At 36.5% G+C, this 15,888-nt stretch carries 14 protein-coding genes; 6 read left to right on the plus strand and 8 right to left on the minus strand.

Features of this window, described 5'->3' with window-relative positions:
* Nucleotides 1-26: 26 nt before the first annotated feature.
* Nucleotides 27-3,425, minus strand: coding sequence for a trifunctional glycoside hydrolase family 18/polysaccharide deacetylase/glycosyltransferase family 2 protein (locus AC27VX_RS08845; RefSeq protein WP_488695118.1), 3,399 nt, complete (start codon nucleotides 3,423-3,425; stop codon nucleotides 27-29).
* A gap of 89 nt (nucleotides 3,426-3,514) precedes the next feature.
* Nucleotides 3,515-4,765: a CinA family nicotinamide mononucleotide deamidase-related protein gene (locus AC27VX_RS08850; RefSeq protein WP_488695120.1), complete on the minus strand. Its 1,251-nt coding sequence runs from the start codon at nucleotides 4,763-4,765 to the stop codon at nucleotides 3,515-3,517.
* A 116-nt stretch (nucleotides 4,766-4,881) separates the two neighbouring features.
* On the opposite strand from AC27VX_RS08850, the gene AC27VX_RS08855 reads away from it, so the two are divergent.
* Nucleotides 4,882-5,355, plus strand: coding sequence for a DUF7832 domain-containing protein (locus AC27VX_RS08855; RefSeq protein ID WP_236857903.1), 474 nt, complete (start codon nucleotides 4,882-4,884; stop codon nucleotides 5,353-5,355).
* A 38-nt stretch (nucleotides 5,356-5,393) separates the two neighbouring features.
* On the opposite strand, the gene AC27VX_RS08860 is transcribed toward AC27VX_RS08855, so the two are convergent.
* The 4 genes from AC27VX_RS08860 to AC27VX_RS08875 all read right to left on the minus strand — a co-directional run bounded on the left by AC27VX_RS08860 (nucleotide 5,394) and on the right by AC27VX_RS08875 (nucleotide 7,967).
* A complete protein-coding gene (locus AC27VX_RS08860) occupies nucleotides 5,394-5,936 on the minus strand; it encodes a lipocalin family protein (protein WP_300689131.1) in 543 nt (180 codons plus the stop codon).
* 74 nt (nucleotides 5,937-6,010) lie between these two features.
* Entirely contained in the window at nucleotides 6,011-6,745 is a 735-nt protein-coding gene (locus AC27VX_RS08865) for a LytR/AlgR family response regulator transcription factor (RefSeq protein ID WP_488695123.1), read from the minus strand.
* A 95-nt stretch (nucleotides 6,746-6,840) separates the two neighbouring features.
* The gene (locus AC27VX_RS08870; RefSeq protein WP_488695125.1) at nucleotides 6,841-7,257 is read right to left on the minus strand and encodes a DUF6326 family protein; all 417 of its coding nucleotides are present in this window, start codon (nucleotides 7,255-7,257) and stop codon (nucleotides 6,841-6,843) included.
* Between the two features lie 11 nt (nucleotides 7,258-7,268).
* Nucleotides 7,269-7,967 (minus strand): DUF4386 domain-containing protein, encoded by a 699-nt coding sequence (locus AC27VX_RS08875; protein ID WP_488695127.1) that lies wholly within the window; start codon nucleotides 7,965-7,967, stop codon nucleotides 7,269-7,271.
* A 192-nt stretch (nucleotides 7,968-8,159) separates the two neighbouring features.
* Here AC27VX_RS08875 and AC27VX_RS08880 point away from each other — a divergent pair, with 192 nt between their 5' ends.
* On the plus strand, nucleotides 8,160-8,513 hold the full coding sequence (locus AC27VX_RS08880; RefSeq protein ID WP_488695129.1) for a WG repeat-containing protein: 354 nt from the start codon (nucleotides 8,160-8,162) through the stop codon (nucleotides 8,511-8,513).
* A gap of 40 nt (nucleotides 8,514-8,553) precedes the next feature.
* On the opposite strand, the gene AC27VX_RS08885 is transcribed toward AC27VX_RS08880, so the two are convergent.
* Nucleotides 8,554-10,359, minus strand: coding sequence for a tetratricopeptide repeat-containing sensor histidine kinase (locus AC27VX_RS08885; RefSeq protein WP_488695131.1), 1,806 nt, complete (start codon nucleotides 10,357-10,359; stop codon nucleotides 8,554-8,556).
* Between the two features lie 129 nt (nucleotides 10,360-10,488).
* Here AC27VX_RS08885 and AC27VX_RS08890 point away from each other — a divergent pair, with 129 nt between their 5' ends.
* The 3 genes from AC27VX_RS08890 (at nucleotide 10,489) to AC27VX_RS08900 (ending at nucleotide 14,128) form a co-directional block, all read left to right on the plus strand.
* Nucleotides 10,489-11,163: an SIMPL domain-containing protein gene (locus tag AC27VX_RS08890; protein ID WP_300689122.1), complete on the plus strand. Its 675-nt coding sequence runs from the start codon at nucleotides 10,489-10,491 to the stop codon at nucleotides 11,161-11,163.
* Nucleotides 11,164-11,315: 152 nt separating this feature from the next.
* A complete protein-coding gene (locus AC27VX_RS08895) occupies nucleotides 11,316-12,917 on the plus strand; it encodes a DUF4139 domain-containing protein (RefSeq protein WP_488695133.1) in 1,602 nt (533 codons plus the stop codon).
* 17 nt (nucleotides 12,918-12,934) lie between these two features.
* Nucleotides 12,935-14,128: a vWA domain-containing protein gene (locus AC27VX_RS08900; protein ID WP_300689118.1), complete on the plus strand. Its 1,194-nt coding sequence runs from the start codon at nucleotides 12,935-12,937 to the stop codon at nucleotides 14,126-14,128.
* Between the two features lie 40 nt (nucleotides 14,129-14,168).
* Here AC27VX_RS08900 and AC27VX_RS08905 read toward each other — a convergent pair whose 3' ends face one another.
* Entirely contained in the window at nucleotides 14,169-15,374 is a 1,206-nt protein-coding gene (locus AC27VX_RS08905; protein ID WP_236857895.1) for an NAD(P)/FAD-dependent oxidoreductase, read from the minus strand.
* A gap of 115 nt (nucleotides 15,375-15,489) precedes the next feature.
* On the opposite strand from AC27VX_RS08905, the gene AC27VX_RS08910 reads away from it, so the two are divergent.
* Nucleotides 15,490-15,870, plus strand: coding sequence for a SpoIIAA family protein (locus tag AC27VX_RS08910; protein ID WP_236857894.1), 381 nt, complete (start codon nucleotides 15,490-15,492; stop codon nucleotides 15,868-15,870).
* Nucleotides 15,871-15,888: the final 18 nt, after the last annotated feature.

A 15,888-nucleotide genomic window follows, 5' to 3' on the forward strand; every position in this document is an offset into this window, starting at 1 on the left:
TTTAGAGAAACAAATTTAAACAAATATTAAGAAGTTGCTATCTCTTTTACATTTCCTGTTCTTTTCAGGAATCCCCAAGACTGCATTTCGCCTTTCAGTGCTTTTCTTAAACTTTTAAATAATACAATATACATCAGCCATCTATACCCGAATCTCTGCGGAATGATATACACAAGATTGGTGATTTTTTCCCTTTGCATAATAAAGGCTATTAAAGCCAGGGAAGCATCTACCAAAAGAAATATCAGATAATAGGTAAATATTTTACTTCCGTTTCCGGACAGGATTCCAAAAAACATGATCACATCTGCCAGCGGCGAGAAAAATGGTATGATATATTGGAATAATAAAATATTCGGCATTGCCCAAAGGCCCAATCCTTTATATTTGGGGTTAAGGAAAGTCTGTTTCTGTTTCCAGAACATCTGCATGATACCATAGGTCCATCGGAAACGCTGTTTTAAAAACTGTTTAACGGTTTCAGGCGCCTCAGTGACGGCAATTGCTTTATTTTCGTTAGCAATCGTATATCCTTCTCTCAATATTTTCACTGTAACATCACAGTCTTCAGCCAAAGTATCCGATGAGTATCCACCGACCTGAAGAACTACAGATCTTTTAAATGCTCCGATAGCGCCCGGAATTACTGTAATCGCATTAATATGTGCGTAAGCCAGCCTGTCAAAATTCTGACTTGTCGTATATTCTATTGCCTGCCATCTTGTAAGCCAGTTCACTGTATTTCCTACTTTCACATTTCCTGCTACTGCAGCTATTTTTTCTTCAGGACCTGAATTTAAAAACCTTGCTATAAGATATTTCACGGCATCCTGCTGTAATTTGGTGTCTGCATCTATACATACAACATATTCTGCATCGGTCTGCGAGATACCGAAATTTAAAGCTGTTGCTTTTCCTCCGTTTACTTTGGAGAAAATTTTCAGTTTCGGATGATCCGGGAATGCTTCTTTTGCCTTGGCATAGGTAGAATCCTTACTACCGTCATCTACCATAATGATGTTAAAATTCGGGTAGGTCTGCTTCAACAGATTATGCAGGGAAGAAACAATATTTACTTCTTCATTGTAAGCGGGAACAATAATGGAGACCTTAGGATAAGATTCCAGGATTGGAAACTCGCTTAGTTTTTTTTCTTTTTTTCTTTCTTTAAAAGCCCAGTAAGCCATTAATAAAAGTCTTATCAGTCCTAATACAATGAAAATGGTAAACAAAGCAACCAGAAAATGGCTTATTCCATAAATTGCTGTAGCCAATACCAGATTCAGCTGCATCACATAATAAGATCTCGTTTTGGGAACTTCAGGCATAAGCTCGTTTTTACTTTTATGAAGAATACTTCTAAGATTAGTAAAGTGATATCCCTGCTTCTGTAGAGTAGGAATTAAAACTTTTAAAGCCTTCACCGTTTCTTCTCTTGTATCACCTCCTGCATCATGAAGAAGAATGATGTTTCCTCTCTGCTGCTTGATACCCGCCATGACACGTTTTATAATTTCATCGGCTTTGATACCCGGCTGCCAGTCTTCGGGATCAATACTTTCACCGATATCCAGATAATTCTGCTGTCTTGCCAGTGCAACCGGAATGATCTCTTCTGAAGTAGTAGGTTCAGAATCCGCATTATAAGGTGCTCTGAATAGAATTGTACTGTGTCCGGTGATACATTCAATCAGTAATCTTGTAAGTTTCATTTCAAGTAAAGCTCTCTGCGGGCTTACTTTAGCCACATTTTCATGCGTGAATGTATGGTTTCCTATTTCATGTCCTTCACGGTAAATTCTTTTGACAAGCGGAAGGTTCTTTTCTGCATTTAAACCTACCAGAAAGAAAGCTGCAGGCACATGGTATTTAGATAATATATCCAGAACCTGCGGGGTATAAGTTTCATCCGGTCCGTCGTCGAAGGTCAGTACCAATTCTTTTTGAGGGGCACTTCCATATTTTTTTACTTCGTAAGAACTTGGATAGGTAATATAATTCTCGTCTGTAATAATTTTCTCTTTGGGATCAATCTCCAATTTGATTTTTCCATCGTGAGGAGTATTCAGAACATCCAGTACTTCCCCGTCTCCTATATAATCCACCATCGTCTGCCCTTTTACATTTTCCAGCGTTTTTAAATTCAGCTTGGAAAGGCCTGCAGAAGTAAGATCTTTATCATAGAAATTCCAGACTCTGCTGTCTTCACTCCCCAGTCTCCAAAGTGCAGTTCCCGCCAAAGGATATTCTGATGAGAAGCGCATCGTATTAAAGATAGAAGCGGCATCGTTGAAGAATACAGTATGCGTCAGATTTTTAGAATCCGTATAGGAATAATTAAGGTTAAAAGTATTGTCATTAAAATCAATAACCGCTTTGCTAGCACTGGCTTTTGTAATCGCCTGCATGTAGGTCACAGAAGTATTGTCATCTTTATTGGAGCTCCAGTCATAGCCATAAGCTCCTAACCCAAGAATAATCTTGTGAGGAGAAGTCTGTTTCACTATTTTACCGGTTTGAGCTTCTATCCATTTCTGTGAAGAAACAGGGCCGGCATCACTTCCCGCGGAATACTCATCGTAAGCCATCAGAACAAAGTAATCTACATAAGGATCTAATCTGGGAATGTTGTAATCATCATTATCCGTCATAATATCCATGGTTACCAGCAGCTGATTCTGTTTGAAAGTCTCAGAAAGTTCTTTCATAAAGGCAATCAGGTTGTCATCAGAATTCAGATTCATATCTTCAAAGTCAATATTGATTCCTTTGAAGTGGTATTTTTTACACTGCTGGGTAATTTTTTGAATCAGGGCGGTTCTTCTTTTCGGATCGTTAAGTACTTTTACCAATCCTTCAGAACGGAATTCTCTGTCTGAGTTATTACTCAGCATCGGCATTGCGGCAACTCCCGTTCTTTTGATGACCTTATATCCTTCGGGATCTACATTTGTTTTCAGATCTCCTGTTTTGGGATCAATGAAAAACCATTCCGGAAAAACAAGATTAACGTGTCTGATATTTCTTTTTAAAGACATCAAAGACTGAGGGTCCCATGCTACATAGAATGCAGAACGGATACCTCCGGGAAACTGAGCCCAGTTTCTGTTTTGATTTTTATATCTTTCTTCTCTCGCCTTTTCTATTTTGGCAAGACTTGTATGTATATTTTTTTCAGAAATAAAGTTTCTGAATCCTTTATATTCTTTGGAAATCTTATTCTCCTGAAGATAAGGTTTATTGGCAGTAATTACTGCTTTATAGTCTTCCTTAAAAGGAATTTTAGGACTTCTGTCCAGGGTCATCATCAGCCCTAAAGCAAGAAAAAGTAAAGCCGCAATAAAGATAAAAAAACGGCTGCTCCACTGTACGCTTTTCCAGCGTTTCTTGTTGTTGGTCTGAAAAATCTGTTTGGAATTTTCCACTATTTTTAAATTTTAATGAATGGTTCTCAAAAAGTGTGAAAAAGCGTATTAAAATTAATTAAAAAAAAATTAAAAAAGAAAAAAATAATCTAAGGATTTACCAAAAGACTCACAAGATCCTGAATCACCTTTTGAGAAACGAAATGCATAAAGTCCAGTCTTTCCAGATGAGGCATATATAATTTTGAAGTCACTGCCTTATCATTGATTCTCATGGTATAGAAAACTGTTCCCACATCATTGCCATCCTCCCCTTTTCCCGGTCCTGCAACACCAGTAGTAGAAAGAGAAATATTGGTTTCAAACAACTCCTGACAGCCTTTTGCCATTTCCTGTGCTACCTGCTCACTGACTACGGTAAACTGATCTACGGTTTCTTTGGAAACATTTAAAATTTTTATTTTTCTCTCTGTCGCATAAGGGACTATACCGCCAAGAAAGTATTTTGAACTCCCGGCAACGGAAGTGATCATTTTCGCCAGCTCTCCTCCTGTACAGCTTTCTGCTGTAGAAATGGTCAGCTTTCTTTCAGTAAGTATTTCTGCCAGAATATTTTCTATTTTATCTTCTGTTACCGCTATAACATGGTCCCCTAATAAAGGAAGCAGCTGCTGAATTTCATTTTCCGCCTGCTGCTCTAAAGCAGCTTCATTATCTCCTGATGCTGTAATCCTCAGCTTAACTCTTGTTCCTACAGGAAGATAAGATAATGCCAGATTTTCAGGAAGTGCAAGTTCCCAGTTTTCAATGGTATCTGCAAGAATACTTTCGGGAATTCCCACTACGGATACAATTCTGGTATGGATATATTGAAGGTTAAATTTTTCCTTCAAGTAAGGAATAATCTGATCTTTGATCAATGGCTTCACTTCGTAAGGAACTCCGGGAAGACTGTAGCACAGTTTCCCATCCTGTTCCATCATCATGCATGGTGCTGTTCCATAATGGTTTTGAAAAACCAAAGATTTTGTAGGTACAAATGCCTGTTCTCTGTTTCTTTCCAGAATATCAGCACGTCCCCTTCTTTCCATATATCCTTTCAGATGGTTAAAAGTGACCTCATCCAGCGCTATTTCATCATTAAAAAATTCTGCCAGCGCTTTTTTTGTTTTATCATCTCTGGTTGGCCCCAGTCCTCCCGTTGTAATAATAAGGTCTCCCAATTCGAATGCGGTGCTCAATGTATTTTTGATAGTCTCAATTTCGTCTGAAATTGTAAAGATTTGCGAAACTTTTATGCCAATATTCTTTAGTTCAGAGGCAATAAAATTAGAATTGGTATCTATAGTATTCCCGGAAAGGATTTCGTCACCGATGGTGATAAGAACAGCTTTTTCCATATATCAATTTGTTGAAAAAAATTCTCTGCAAATGACGGAAAAATAGGTGGCTGCGGCAACATAAAATGATTTTTTCTATTTTTGGATAAAATTGTTTAAAACTATAATTTAAAATTATGTCTAAATATGATGATGCTTCATGGCATTATGGTGGTGATTTCCCGGAAGGACTTCCTCAGAAAAACGGAGCTACACATACGGGTATGTTCCTGAACTGGTGTGTTAATAACGATCTTATTTCCGATGAAATGAAAGAGGATGCAGGGGAAGAAATTGAACAGCTGAAACGAAGAGAGGTAACAGGTGCGGAATTTATAATGGACTGCTGTGACGGGAAATTTGCTGAGCATGACCTGAATGATCTGGGAAATAGCTTTGCAAAAGATTATTATGCAGATGACACCGATTTTGGAAACAGATATAGCTCATTTGCTGACGACTTCGTTAATATTTTTGATGGTAAAGCAGAGGAAAACGACTACGAGTATGAAACTTTTTATCATATCGAAGATACCTACGAAAACTATGATCTCATGAAACTGGTGATTGATCACCGTTTTGAGGAATGGAAAGAATATATCAGAAGTTAAAAAAACTAATGACGAAAGGGCGCTTTTGCCCTTTCATTTTATCTATCATGCTTCACCCAGATCAGTTCTTTTGTATTGTATCCAATTTTTCTAGCTTTTTCCAGGAAACGCTGTCTGATGCTTTCGGGGATATTGGTCGTTCGGGATAAGATCCACATATATTTTAAACTGCTTCCTGCTACAAGGGCATATTGATAGTCTTCATCAATATCAATAACATTATAACCTGCCCAGATCGGTTTGAAAAATGAAACTTTCAATCTGGCTTCAGTTTTATCTTTTACAAACTGTGCTTCTCCAATGGCCTCATCCCATATTTTTTTGAGGTAATTGTACCCTTTATTTCTTACCTGGATAGTACCATCCGGATTTTCGGAATATTCTGCGGTAACATTATCCATATTTTTTTCGAACCTGTAATTGAAACGGGCTATCTCGTACCATCTTCCGAGATATTTTTTAGCATCGAAATTCTTAACTGCTACAGCACCCCGGGGAATTCTTACAGAATAGGAGTTGAAAAGGATTAGTCCCAGTGCTCCCAATGAAACAGGAAGTATGATTTTGTGAATGGTTTTCATAACAGAAAGTTTTGGTATGACTGTTATAAGAGCTTCAAAAATAATGCCTTTAAGATGTTAAAAAACAAAAAAGTCTATGAAAATACTTTTAGAAACCCATCTTTAAAACTGCCTGAAACTTCTATTTCCGTATCGTCAGCAAGCATTACGGTTCCACTTTTATGATATGATTTAACAAAAGCTGTATTGATGATATGGGAACGGTGAACTCTTACGAAAGGGCTTTCTAAAAGATCATCAAAGTGTTTCAGAAAACGGCATACCATTTTCTTTGAACCGTCTGTAAGATATACCTGCGTAAAGTTCCCATCAGCCTGAAGTCTCAGAATATCTTCCGTTTTTACCACATCAAACCCTTGTAAAGTGGGAAGGATAAGCTGTTGCTTTTCCGGCCTAAGTTTTAAGTTTTCAAGCAGGATTTTATTCCGGTTAAGTTCATCTTTTTTCTCCAGACTCTCAGCGACTTTGTTCACTGCCAGTATCAACTCCTGAATATCAATTGGTTTTAAAATATAATAACTGGCTGACTTATTTAAGGCCTGTAGAGAATATTGAGAAAAAGCGGTAATGAAAATAGTTTCGTAGGAAAAATCTTTGGTAGCTTCCAATACATCAAAAGCATTTCCAAAAGGCATCTCTACATCCAGAAACACCAGCTGTGGCTGCTTTTCGGCAATCAACGGAACTGCATCTTTAATATTTTCGGCTTTACCAAGAATTTCAACCTGTGGACAGTATTTCGTAAGATAGCTTCTCAAAACTTCTCGGGCTATGATTTCATCGTCTACAATTACGGCTTTTATTTTCATTACGATCAGATATTAGGTAGCAGATTGCAGGTGCAAATTAGGAATATTTGATCAGTAGTACAATCTTACTCTAAGACTTTCTAAATTTTCTGATCTTATATTTTCTTCCATTGCCAGGCGTACTTTACAATCATGATCGTTATAATACACTCCAATGCTGCGAGAAAAATATAAAACAAATACCAGTCCGAAAAAGAGGATATACCGATAAACAGCATGATCAGCGTGAAAAATATTCCAAACACAATATTAAGGAACCTGTTGATCACCGGTTTTAAAATAAGGGAAAGAAATATCATTGCTGCTGGTATTGCCAGAATTGCTGAGGCTGTAAGTAACTTTAAGGGAGAATTCAATAAATTTTCACCTTCTAGAAGTCCCCACGCTTTTCCAGGAGTATACAGTTCAAAATAGTCGCCATATAAATAACATAACGTAACTGAAGCCCACAGCCCTGCCAGAATGATTTTCACATTAATCTGTACGTCTTCCAATTTTGTAGAATTGTTCATGGTTATTATTTTTAATTATAATTTACTTTTTTATTCCCTACTCCAGCAAGCAGCAGCCATAGACAGGTTCCTATCTCTCCTATTGTTGCCGGTAATGTGATATAACCTGATACAGGATAGTCTGAAAAATCAGGAACAACAGTTCTTCCAAAAACATTAACCATATATCCCAAACAGCCCAGCATTAAGCAAATTCCCAAATTTTTCGGAAAAAAACCGGATTTATACACCAGATATCCCAAGGGGAAAAGCAATGCTCCCCAGAAAACCTGCGCAATTAAAAGTCCTTTGTTATAAGTGCTCAACAAGAACATTATTTGGTTCTGCAGCTGCTTTGCATCAAACACTTTTAAATAATCCGCTCCTTCAATAATAGTAAGAACAGAAAATTTGTTTTGAAGATTGATAAAAGAAATGGGGATACTGATAAGAGCAAGAATAACCATCAGTTTTGCATAGTTTCCATTGATATTTTTCAACAGCTGATACAACGTTAAAGGAAGTAAAGTGAAAGCACTATAACAGATGATACTGCCAGCAATACTCAGCCTGAACAATTGTGTAGAAAAAGAGATATTGTGAAAAGTCAAGGCAGGGTTTTCCCAGGTAATAAGTTTTGACGGAACATACATTAAACTGAAAAATCCGGTTACTATAACTATGAGATAAAAAAATCCCGCGAGTCTGGCTGCTTTGTTAGGAGAAGTCATTTTGAGTTACGTTTTTATCTGTTAAGACAATTTCTGTTTCAAAATGGTTACATCATTTTTCAGATAACAGAGTGCAGACACGAGGTAAAAAACATTATAAAAGTTAAATTTTCATGCATTTACGGGACTTTTATTATATTATTTATTAATTTAGGCTTTATTAAAACGATGACCATTTAAATTTGAAACAGTATGAAATCAAAACTTCTTATTCTTATCTGCATGAGTGTATTCAGCCTTTCTTTTTCACAGATGAAAATATCAGAAAGAGAGGATATCAGCAAGATCAATAAAAACTGGAGATTGACAAAAACCAATTCCGGAACGTATGGAATTTCAGATAAAAGCGGAAAAATTATCGTTCAGCCAGTATATTCCAAGATTAATACATTCGGAGAGTACTCAGATGATCTTGCACTTGTAAAAAATATAACGGGAACTTATGGTTTTATCAACCGCTCAGGAGCTGAAGTCATTCCGGCTTATTATGAACTGGAGGAGATTAAAACCAATTTTTCAGCTTTGAAGAAAAAGTATATTAAATAAATGAATTTAATTACCAATTTATAAATAAAATGCATTAACCTTAGTTCAGGTTAATGCATTTTATTTTTATCGTAACCAAAACTCCGCCAGCATTTTCTTTATCTTTTACAGAGCAGGTAATATCTTTTTTGTAAAGATCATTCAGCAGCTGAATTCTTTCGAGTGTATTTTTCATTCCACGCCCTTCTCTTGTCTTCTGATGTGTGGTTTTCTGCTTTTTACTTTCCTCAATTCCTATTCCGTTGTCTTCGACGACAATCTTCAGAGATTGTTTATCTTTTTCAAAGCTTAATTTTAAAAGCCCTTTTTCGGTTCTATAGCGGAGTCCATGCCAGATTGCATTCTCCAGAAATGGCTGTATAAGCATTCCGGGAATCTGCTGACTTTGCAGGTTCAGATTTTCATCTACCTCAATTTCGTAATCAAATTTATCTGCAAAACGTGTTTTTTCCAAAGCAAGATAGTTCTGGAGAAGATCCAGTTCCTGCTGAAAAGGGATAAAATCATCAGCAGAATTTTCCATGACACCACGCATTAGCTTGGAAAATTTTGTAAGGTACTGATTGGCTCCCAGTTCATTATTGGTTGCAATAAAATGATTGACACTATTTAAGCTGTTAAAAATAAAATGCGGATTCATCTCTCTCCGAAGCGACTGAAGGGCAATTTTTTTATTCTTAATCTGAACTTTCTTCAGAGTTCTGAAAATAAAAATAATCAACCCTGTTAAAATAATCAAAGCTCCTATCAAACCATAATTAAAAACATTTTTCTTACGGATGAGCTCGTCTTTCAGTTCTTTTTCCTTCTCCAGCTGTGAAATACGCTGTTCTGTGTCTTCAAGAACTTTATTATCTACAAGGCTTCTGTCTTTCGAAACCAGATTGGGAAGTTTTCCCAGGAAGTCTCTGTACAGCTGTACCGAAGCATTTGTGTTTCCAGAGATAGCATACAGACTGTCCAGCTTTTTCACACTTCTCTGAGCCTCCAAAGTATGTCCTTTTTCCAACGCAATTCCATAGGCATTTTTCAACAAAGTAACGGCTTCCTGCGGATCATTCTTCTTTATATAAATATCAGCAAGCTCCTGAATCTGGTTGACTTTCTCCTGTGAATTTTCTTTCACAAAGTCTTCTTTCAGAACTTTCTTTTTGGCTTCAATAGCTTTGTCAAAATTTCGGTTTTCTACGTAGAGATCAGCCAGTTTCTGATTAATTGCAAGCGCCTGCTGCGGAGCTTCCTTTTTTGAAATCTTATAGGCATTATTCAGATTCATTTCTGCCTTAGAAACATCTTTCTGCTGTATATTGACGTCTGCCAGCTGGCTGTAGCTTTCTGCCAGTCCGGCCTGTTCGCTTTCTTTTGTACTCAGGTTGATATTATTCTGGATGGCTTCTGCCTTTACTTCCGGTGCAGGAGAAGAAAGCCTTGCTACGTCATTGGAGTTCACAGCTTTGCTTTTTTTACTATAGCCCATCTGTGCTGCCGTACTGTAATTGCTGATAGCCGGAGAAATTTTATTCTGTTTTTCCTGCGACTGGGCTAATCTTCGGGTAGCTTTTTCAATATTGAATTTATCATTAAGCTTTTCATACAGCTTTTTGGCTTTCGTATAGTATTCTTCACTCTTTGAAAAATTCCCGCTATTGAAAAATGTTTCTCCAATATTATAATAAGAACCTGCCTGCGCCGGCTCATCTTGATTATCAATGGCTTTCTGCAACTTCTTAGTTTCTACCTGAACTTCCTCCACAGTAGCATTGGAAGGATTATTAGTATTTTGGGAAAACATCTTATTTCCCAAAACTACCAATACAAAGAGTATAAAAAGTCTGAACATTTTCATAAAGCAAAGATATACATATATATATCTGCGCAAAAACTATTCACCAAGTGAAAGCTTCATTTCACCAAGTCTCCCAATTTCCAGCTTCAGATCTGCGTAATTTTACTTCAGAATTTAAAACAGGAAATTATGAAATTAAAACATTTTTTATTAATCGGAGTCTTAACGTTAGGGAGCTTTGTAAATGCTCAGGAAGTAAAGAAAAACGCAATTGAAGTAACGGGTGTTGCCGAAATGGAAGTAGAACCGGACGAAATCATCTTCAGTATCGGGATAAAAGCAGATAACAAAAACGATCTGGCGGATAATGAAAAGAAATTATTTGAAATTTTAAAAAATGCCGGGGTAAAGAACGAGGATATCAAATTCAAGTCGATGTATCAGAATTTATATTCCAAAACGGCTAAGTTTTCAAAGAATTATCAATTTAAAGCCAGCACAAAATCAAGTCTTAGCAAAATATTTGAAGACCTGAACCAAAAATGGGTAAGCAGTCTGAACATCGCAGAAATCAAAAACACCAGAATTGCTGACTTTAGAAAAACAGTAAAGATCAATGCATTGAAAGCAGCAAAGGAAAAAGCTGATTATCTGCTGGAAAGTATGGGTAAAAAAACAGGAAATGCTCTTGAAATTGTAGAGATCGAAGATTATACCAGCGATATGATAATGCCGGCAGCCTATAAAACCAGAATGAACAGCGTACAGATGGAAATGGCAGATGCTCCGGTAGACTATTCTTTTGATAACATAGAAAATATTAAACTTAAATACAGTATCAAAACAAGATACGAAATCCTTTAAAATAACAGATTTAAAAAGACAGCTCTCAACGGCTGTTTTTATTTTTTCACCCGCTCTCACTTTCACCAAGTCAAACTGCCACTTCACCAAGTTGCCCGATTTTCAACCTTAAATAGGAATAATTTTACTTCAGGAATTTAAAATAACAAACGATGAAACGTTACTTTTTACTATTAATCATGTTTTCCGTCACTTTACTGAAAGCACAGGAAATCAAAAAAGAAATTGAAGTAAAACAGGCGACTGTCTATCTTCAGGGGGCAAAAGTCTTTGGAACGACCAGTGTAAACCTTCAGAAAGGAAGAAATACCGTAAAGATTGTCAACCTTCCCAATAATCTGGATGAGAATACCTATAAAATCAATCTTGAGAAAAATACAACGCTTCTTTCTATTACTCCCCAAAGTAATTTTTTGAAAAATGATGAGCTTTCAGACAGTGAAAAGAAGATCGCGCAGGAAACAAAAAAGCTTCAAAGACAAGTCGACCTGCTGAATATACAGATCAAAACCCTGACGGGAGAACAGAATATTATCAATGACAATTTAAAAGTTTCTACAAACGATAAATCTACGCCACAGGAACAGCTGATTAAGCTTACAGAATTTTACAGAAAGAGAATGCTGGAAATCGACAATCAGGTTTTTCTTCTGAAAGAACAGAAAGAAGTTATAGATGAATCTATTGCAAAATTTGACAAGCAATCCATAGAAGAGCAAACTCATAAAAACACCAATCGCAAAGAGCTTCTTCTTGAAATTATTGCAGATAATGAAACCAACCTGAATCTTGGAATAAGTTATATCGTTTCTGATGCAGGATGGGTTCCTTCTTATGACCTGCGTGCACAGTCTGTAAAAAAACCTCTTGAGATGGTCTATAAAGGTAGAATTTACCAGAACACAGGACAGGATTGGAAAAATGTGAAGCTTTTTGTCTCTACTTACAGACCTTCATATAATCAGGACAGACCTATTTTGTCTCCGCTTTATGTAGCTGAATACACGCTGTATAACTCTCAGATGGAAATAGCGGGGTACAAATCTAAAAAGGAAATTTCAGCAGCCAATGCATATCAGATGAGAGAAGATATAGATGTAAAACCAAGCCAGATTCCGGTAGCTGCAGTTTCTGACCGCCAGATGAATGTGATCTATGAATTGAATTATAATCAAACCATTATAAGCCAGGAAAAGGAACAATATGTTATTCTGGATAAAAAACAGATTGAAGCTGCTTATAAATACCATACAGTTCCGAAAATCAATAACCAGGTATTCCTGATGGCTTTTGTAAAGAACTGGCAGAGTCTCAATCTCATCAATGGGGAAGCCAATATCTATTTTGAAGATAATTATATCGGAAAAACAAATATTACCAGCAATTATGTCAAAGATGAATTTCCGATCTCTCTTGGGGTAGATGAAAGAATTGCGGTAAAAAGGATAAAACTGGAAGACAGAACTTCTCAAAAATCCATGAACTCCAATAAATGGGAAACAGAATCCTATCAGATCAGCATCAGAAATAATACAAAAGAAACTATTGAACTTGAAGTTCTTGACCAGCTCCCAATCAGTGAAAATTCAAAGATTATGGTAAAGCCAACGGATTCTGGAGGAGGCAGCTTTGATGAAAAAACAGGGAGTATTCTCTGGAATAAAAATATAAGTTCAGGAAGCTCAGACAAAATAAGCTTTTCATACGAAGTGAAATACCCAAAAGAGATGCAAGTTCAATATTACAGCAGATAACCCATAAAATAAATAGTATGACCATTTTAAAAACTTTAGCACTCGCAGCAGGAACCGCTTTTTTAAGCTCAGGTACTCTTTCAGACAGCCACTGCTCCAAGAAGAATCCAGACAAAAACAGTCTGTCTGTACAAAACGCCTCTGTAATTACCGCAAATACACTATCAAAGGATAATAAAATTCAGGTAGCACTTTTACTGGATACCTCCAACAGCATGGACGGACTGATTGATCAGGCAAAATCCAGGCTATGGAATATTGTGAATACCTTGACCACCCTGAAGTATAACGGACAGGCTCCCCAGGTTGAGATAGCTCTGTATGAATATGGTAATGACGGAATTCGTGATGAAAATTACATCCGTCAGGTTACTCCTCTTACGCAGGATCTTGATCTTGTTTCTGAGAAACTATTTGCTTTAAGAACTAATGGCGGGAGTGAATATTGTGGTGCTGTGATTCGTGATGCTTCTTCCAATCTCAACTGGGATCGTAATGAGAATAGTATGAAACTGATCTACATTGCAGGCAATGAACCTTTCAATCAGGGAAAAATTGATTATAAAGAAGTTATTTCAAAAGCAAAGAATAGAAACATCTATACCAATACTATTTTTTGTGGAAGCCGGGAGGAAGGGATTCAAAATTTATGGCAAAATGGTGCAAGTATAGGCAGCGGTAAGTACTTCAATATCGACAGCGACAGAAAAGTGCTCTATATTGAGACTCCATACGACATCAGGATTTCTGAGTGTAATGCAAAACTCAATGATACCTACATCTACTATGGCAGCCATGGTTCTGAATACAAACTAAAACAGATTGCCCAGGATAAAAATGCAGAAATACAGTCAGTCTCTAATCTTGTGGAAAGAACCGTCTCCAAATCCAAAAAGAATGCTTACAAAAATGAACATTGGGATCTGGTAGACAGAGCTGAAAAAGATGCAGGATTTATTGCTTCTGTAAAAGAAAGTGAACTTCCCAATGAGCTGAGGGGGAAAAGTAAAGATGAAATAAAGAAAGCTGTTGCCATAAAATCGGCAGAGCGTGAAAAAATTCAAAGGGAAATTGAAATGCTCTCTAAAAAGCGTCAGACCTATATTGATGATGAAATGAAAAAACGGGGAACTGATAATTCTGATGATCTGGGAAAAGCCATGGAAAGCTCTATTCTGGAATTAGCTAAGAAGAACGGATATAGCCTGTAATACAGAATCCACTGAGTTTTAAACTCAGTGGATTCTGTATTTATCTTCCAAATTTAAAATATCGGGATAATGGATGCTTTTTGTTTTTCATGAAAAGAGAAGCCATTTCCATTCCTGTTACAGAAAAGGTAATTCCATTGCCGCCAAAACCTAATACAAAATAAGAATTTTTAAACTTTTCGTGTTCTCCTATATACGGAAGTCCGTCTTTTGTTTCACCAAAAGTTCCGGCCCACACAAAATCTGTATAAAAGTCATAATCCGGTTTTATTTTTCGTAAGGTTTTTAAAATTGATTTTTCCTTTTTATCCAGTAAAGCATCACGTTTTTGAGCATCGTAAAAATCTTCATCTCCACCTCCTATCAGCAGTCTTCCGTCATCGGTAGTCCGCATATACAGGTAAGGATCATCTGTATTCCAAACCAGTGTACTGCCAATATTTTTAAATTTATTTTTATCAATCTCAGAAACAACAGCATAGGTACTTTTCAGATCTACAAAATTTTCCTTCAATAGATTTTTGCTTTCATACCCAATGCAGTAAATAATCTTTTTTGCTTTGATCTGAAATCCGCTGTCTACCGTAACTAGATTAAAGCCTTTATGTTCCTTTACTTTTACCATTTCGGTCTTATCAAAGATCTTCATCCCTTTCTTTACATTATGCATAAAAAGCTCATGCGCAAACTGAAAGGCATCAATACTAGCTCCTTGTTTTGATAAAATACCACCATATGTATTCTCAAATTCAAACTGTTCTAAAATTTTTCCTGATTCCAGCCACTGCACTTCAAATCCGTTTTCTTTTCTCGCTTTATACTCCTTCTTCAACCATTCTACATCTTTCTTTTTTGAAGCAAAATAAAGTGATTTTTTGCGTTTAAAACCAGCTTTGGATCTTATTTTTTCCGAAAGTTTTTCTATAGTATCAATGGCGTTACTGCAAGCTTTATAACTTAACACAGCCCCTTTTTCTCCTATCTTGTCTATAAGTTCATAAAGAGGAACATCTATTTCATACTGCAGCATTGAAGTGGTGGCAGAGGTACTCCCGTTACAAAGTTCCCGTTTGTCTATGAGAATCGTATTATACCCCTCTTCCATCATCTGATGAGCAACCAAACTTCCGGTAATTCCACCTCCTACAATTAAGACATCACATTTCTCATCTGATTTTAAAGAAGGATACGATGCCATCAATCCATTTTTTAAAAGCCAGAAAGGTTCATTTGATTTAAGATCCATATTAATATTTTACATTATAAATAACAATATTTATACCTATTTTAACAACTTATTATTAAATTATGGTGTAGTTCTTGTTAGTTAAACAAAATCAAACCACCAAAAAATATTTATTATGATAACAATTATTCCAGAAGCTCCAGAGAATGTTGCGGCATTCAGTGCAACCGGAGAAGTAACGAAAGAGGATTTTGAAAGATTGGTAATTCCGCGCGTAAAAGAGAAGGTTGATCAATTTGGTGAGCTGAATTACTTACTGTATTTAGACACCGATCTGGATAATTTTACCATGGGCGCATGGCTCGAAGATTTGCTTTTAGGTTTTAAAAACCTGGCCAATTGGAACCGGGCAGCGATTGTTACTGATAAAGAAGGCATACAGAATTTCACAAGTATTTTCAGTGTTCTGATGCCTGGAGAGTTTAAGTCTTTCCCTAAGGAAAACCTATACAACGCCCTCTACTGGTGCAAAAATGGCGATGAAGTAGAGGTATAAAATTTATTTTGTAAAAAA

Source organism: Chryseobacterium sp. 14P4.3.2 (assembly GCF_057799275.1).

Coding starts and splice junctions, on each gene's coding strand:
- AC27VX_RS08885 (WP_488695131.1), bottom strand. CDS start 10,359: ATGAAAATGTTCAGACTTTTTATACTCTTTGTATTGGTAGTTTTGGGA.
- AC27VX_RS08850 (WP_488695120.1), bottom strand. CDS start 4,765: ATGGAAAAAGCTGTTCTTATCACCATCGGTGACGAAATCCTTTCCGGG.
- AC27VX_RS08905 (WP_236857895.1), bottom strand. CDS start 15,374: ATGGATCTTAAATCAAATGAACCTTTCTGGCTTTTAAAAAATGGATTG.
- AC27VX_RS08860 (WP_300689131.1), bottom strand. CDS start 5,936: ATGAAAACCATTCACAAAATCATACTTCCTGTTTCATTGGGAGCACTG.
- AC27VX_RS08890 (WP_300689122.1), top strand. CDS start 10,489: ATGAAATTAAAACATTTTTTATTAATCGGAGTCTTAACGTTAGGGAGC.
- AC27VX_RS08910 (WP_236857894.1), top strand. CDS start 15,490: ATGATAACAATTATTCCAGAAGCTCCAGAGAATGTTGCGGCATTCAGT.
- AC27VX_RS08880 (WP_488695129.1), top strand. CDS start 8,160: ATGAAATCAAAACTTCTTATTCTTATCTGCATGAGTGTATTCAGCCTT.
- AC27VX_RS08900 (WP_300689118.1), top strand. CDS start 12,935: ATGACCATTTTAAAAACTTTAGCACTCGCAGCAGGAACCGCTTTTTTA.
- AC27VX_RS08855 (WP_236857903.1), top strand. CDS start 4,882: ATGTCTAAATATGATGATGCTTCATGGCATTATGGTGGTGATTTCCCG.
- AC27VX_RS08875 (WP_488695127.1), bottom strand. CDS start 7,967: ATGACTTCTCCTAACAAAGCAGCCAGACTCGCGGGATTTTTTTATCTC.
- AC27VX_RS08895 (WP_488695133.1), top strand. CDS start 11,316: ATGAAACGTTACTTTTTACTATTAATCATGTTTTCCGTCACTTTACTG.
- AC27VX_RS08870 (WP_488695125.1), bottom strand. CDS start 7,257: ATGAACAATTCTACAAAATTGGAAGACGTACAGATTAATGTGAAAATC.
- AC27VX_RS08865 (WP_488695123.1), bottom strand. CDS start 6,745: ATGAAAATAAAAGCCGTAATTGTAGACGATGAAATCATAGCCCGAGAA.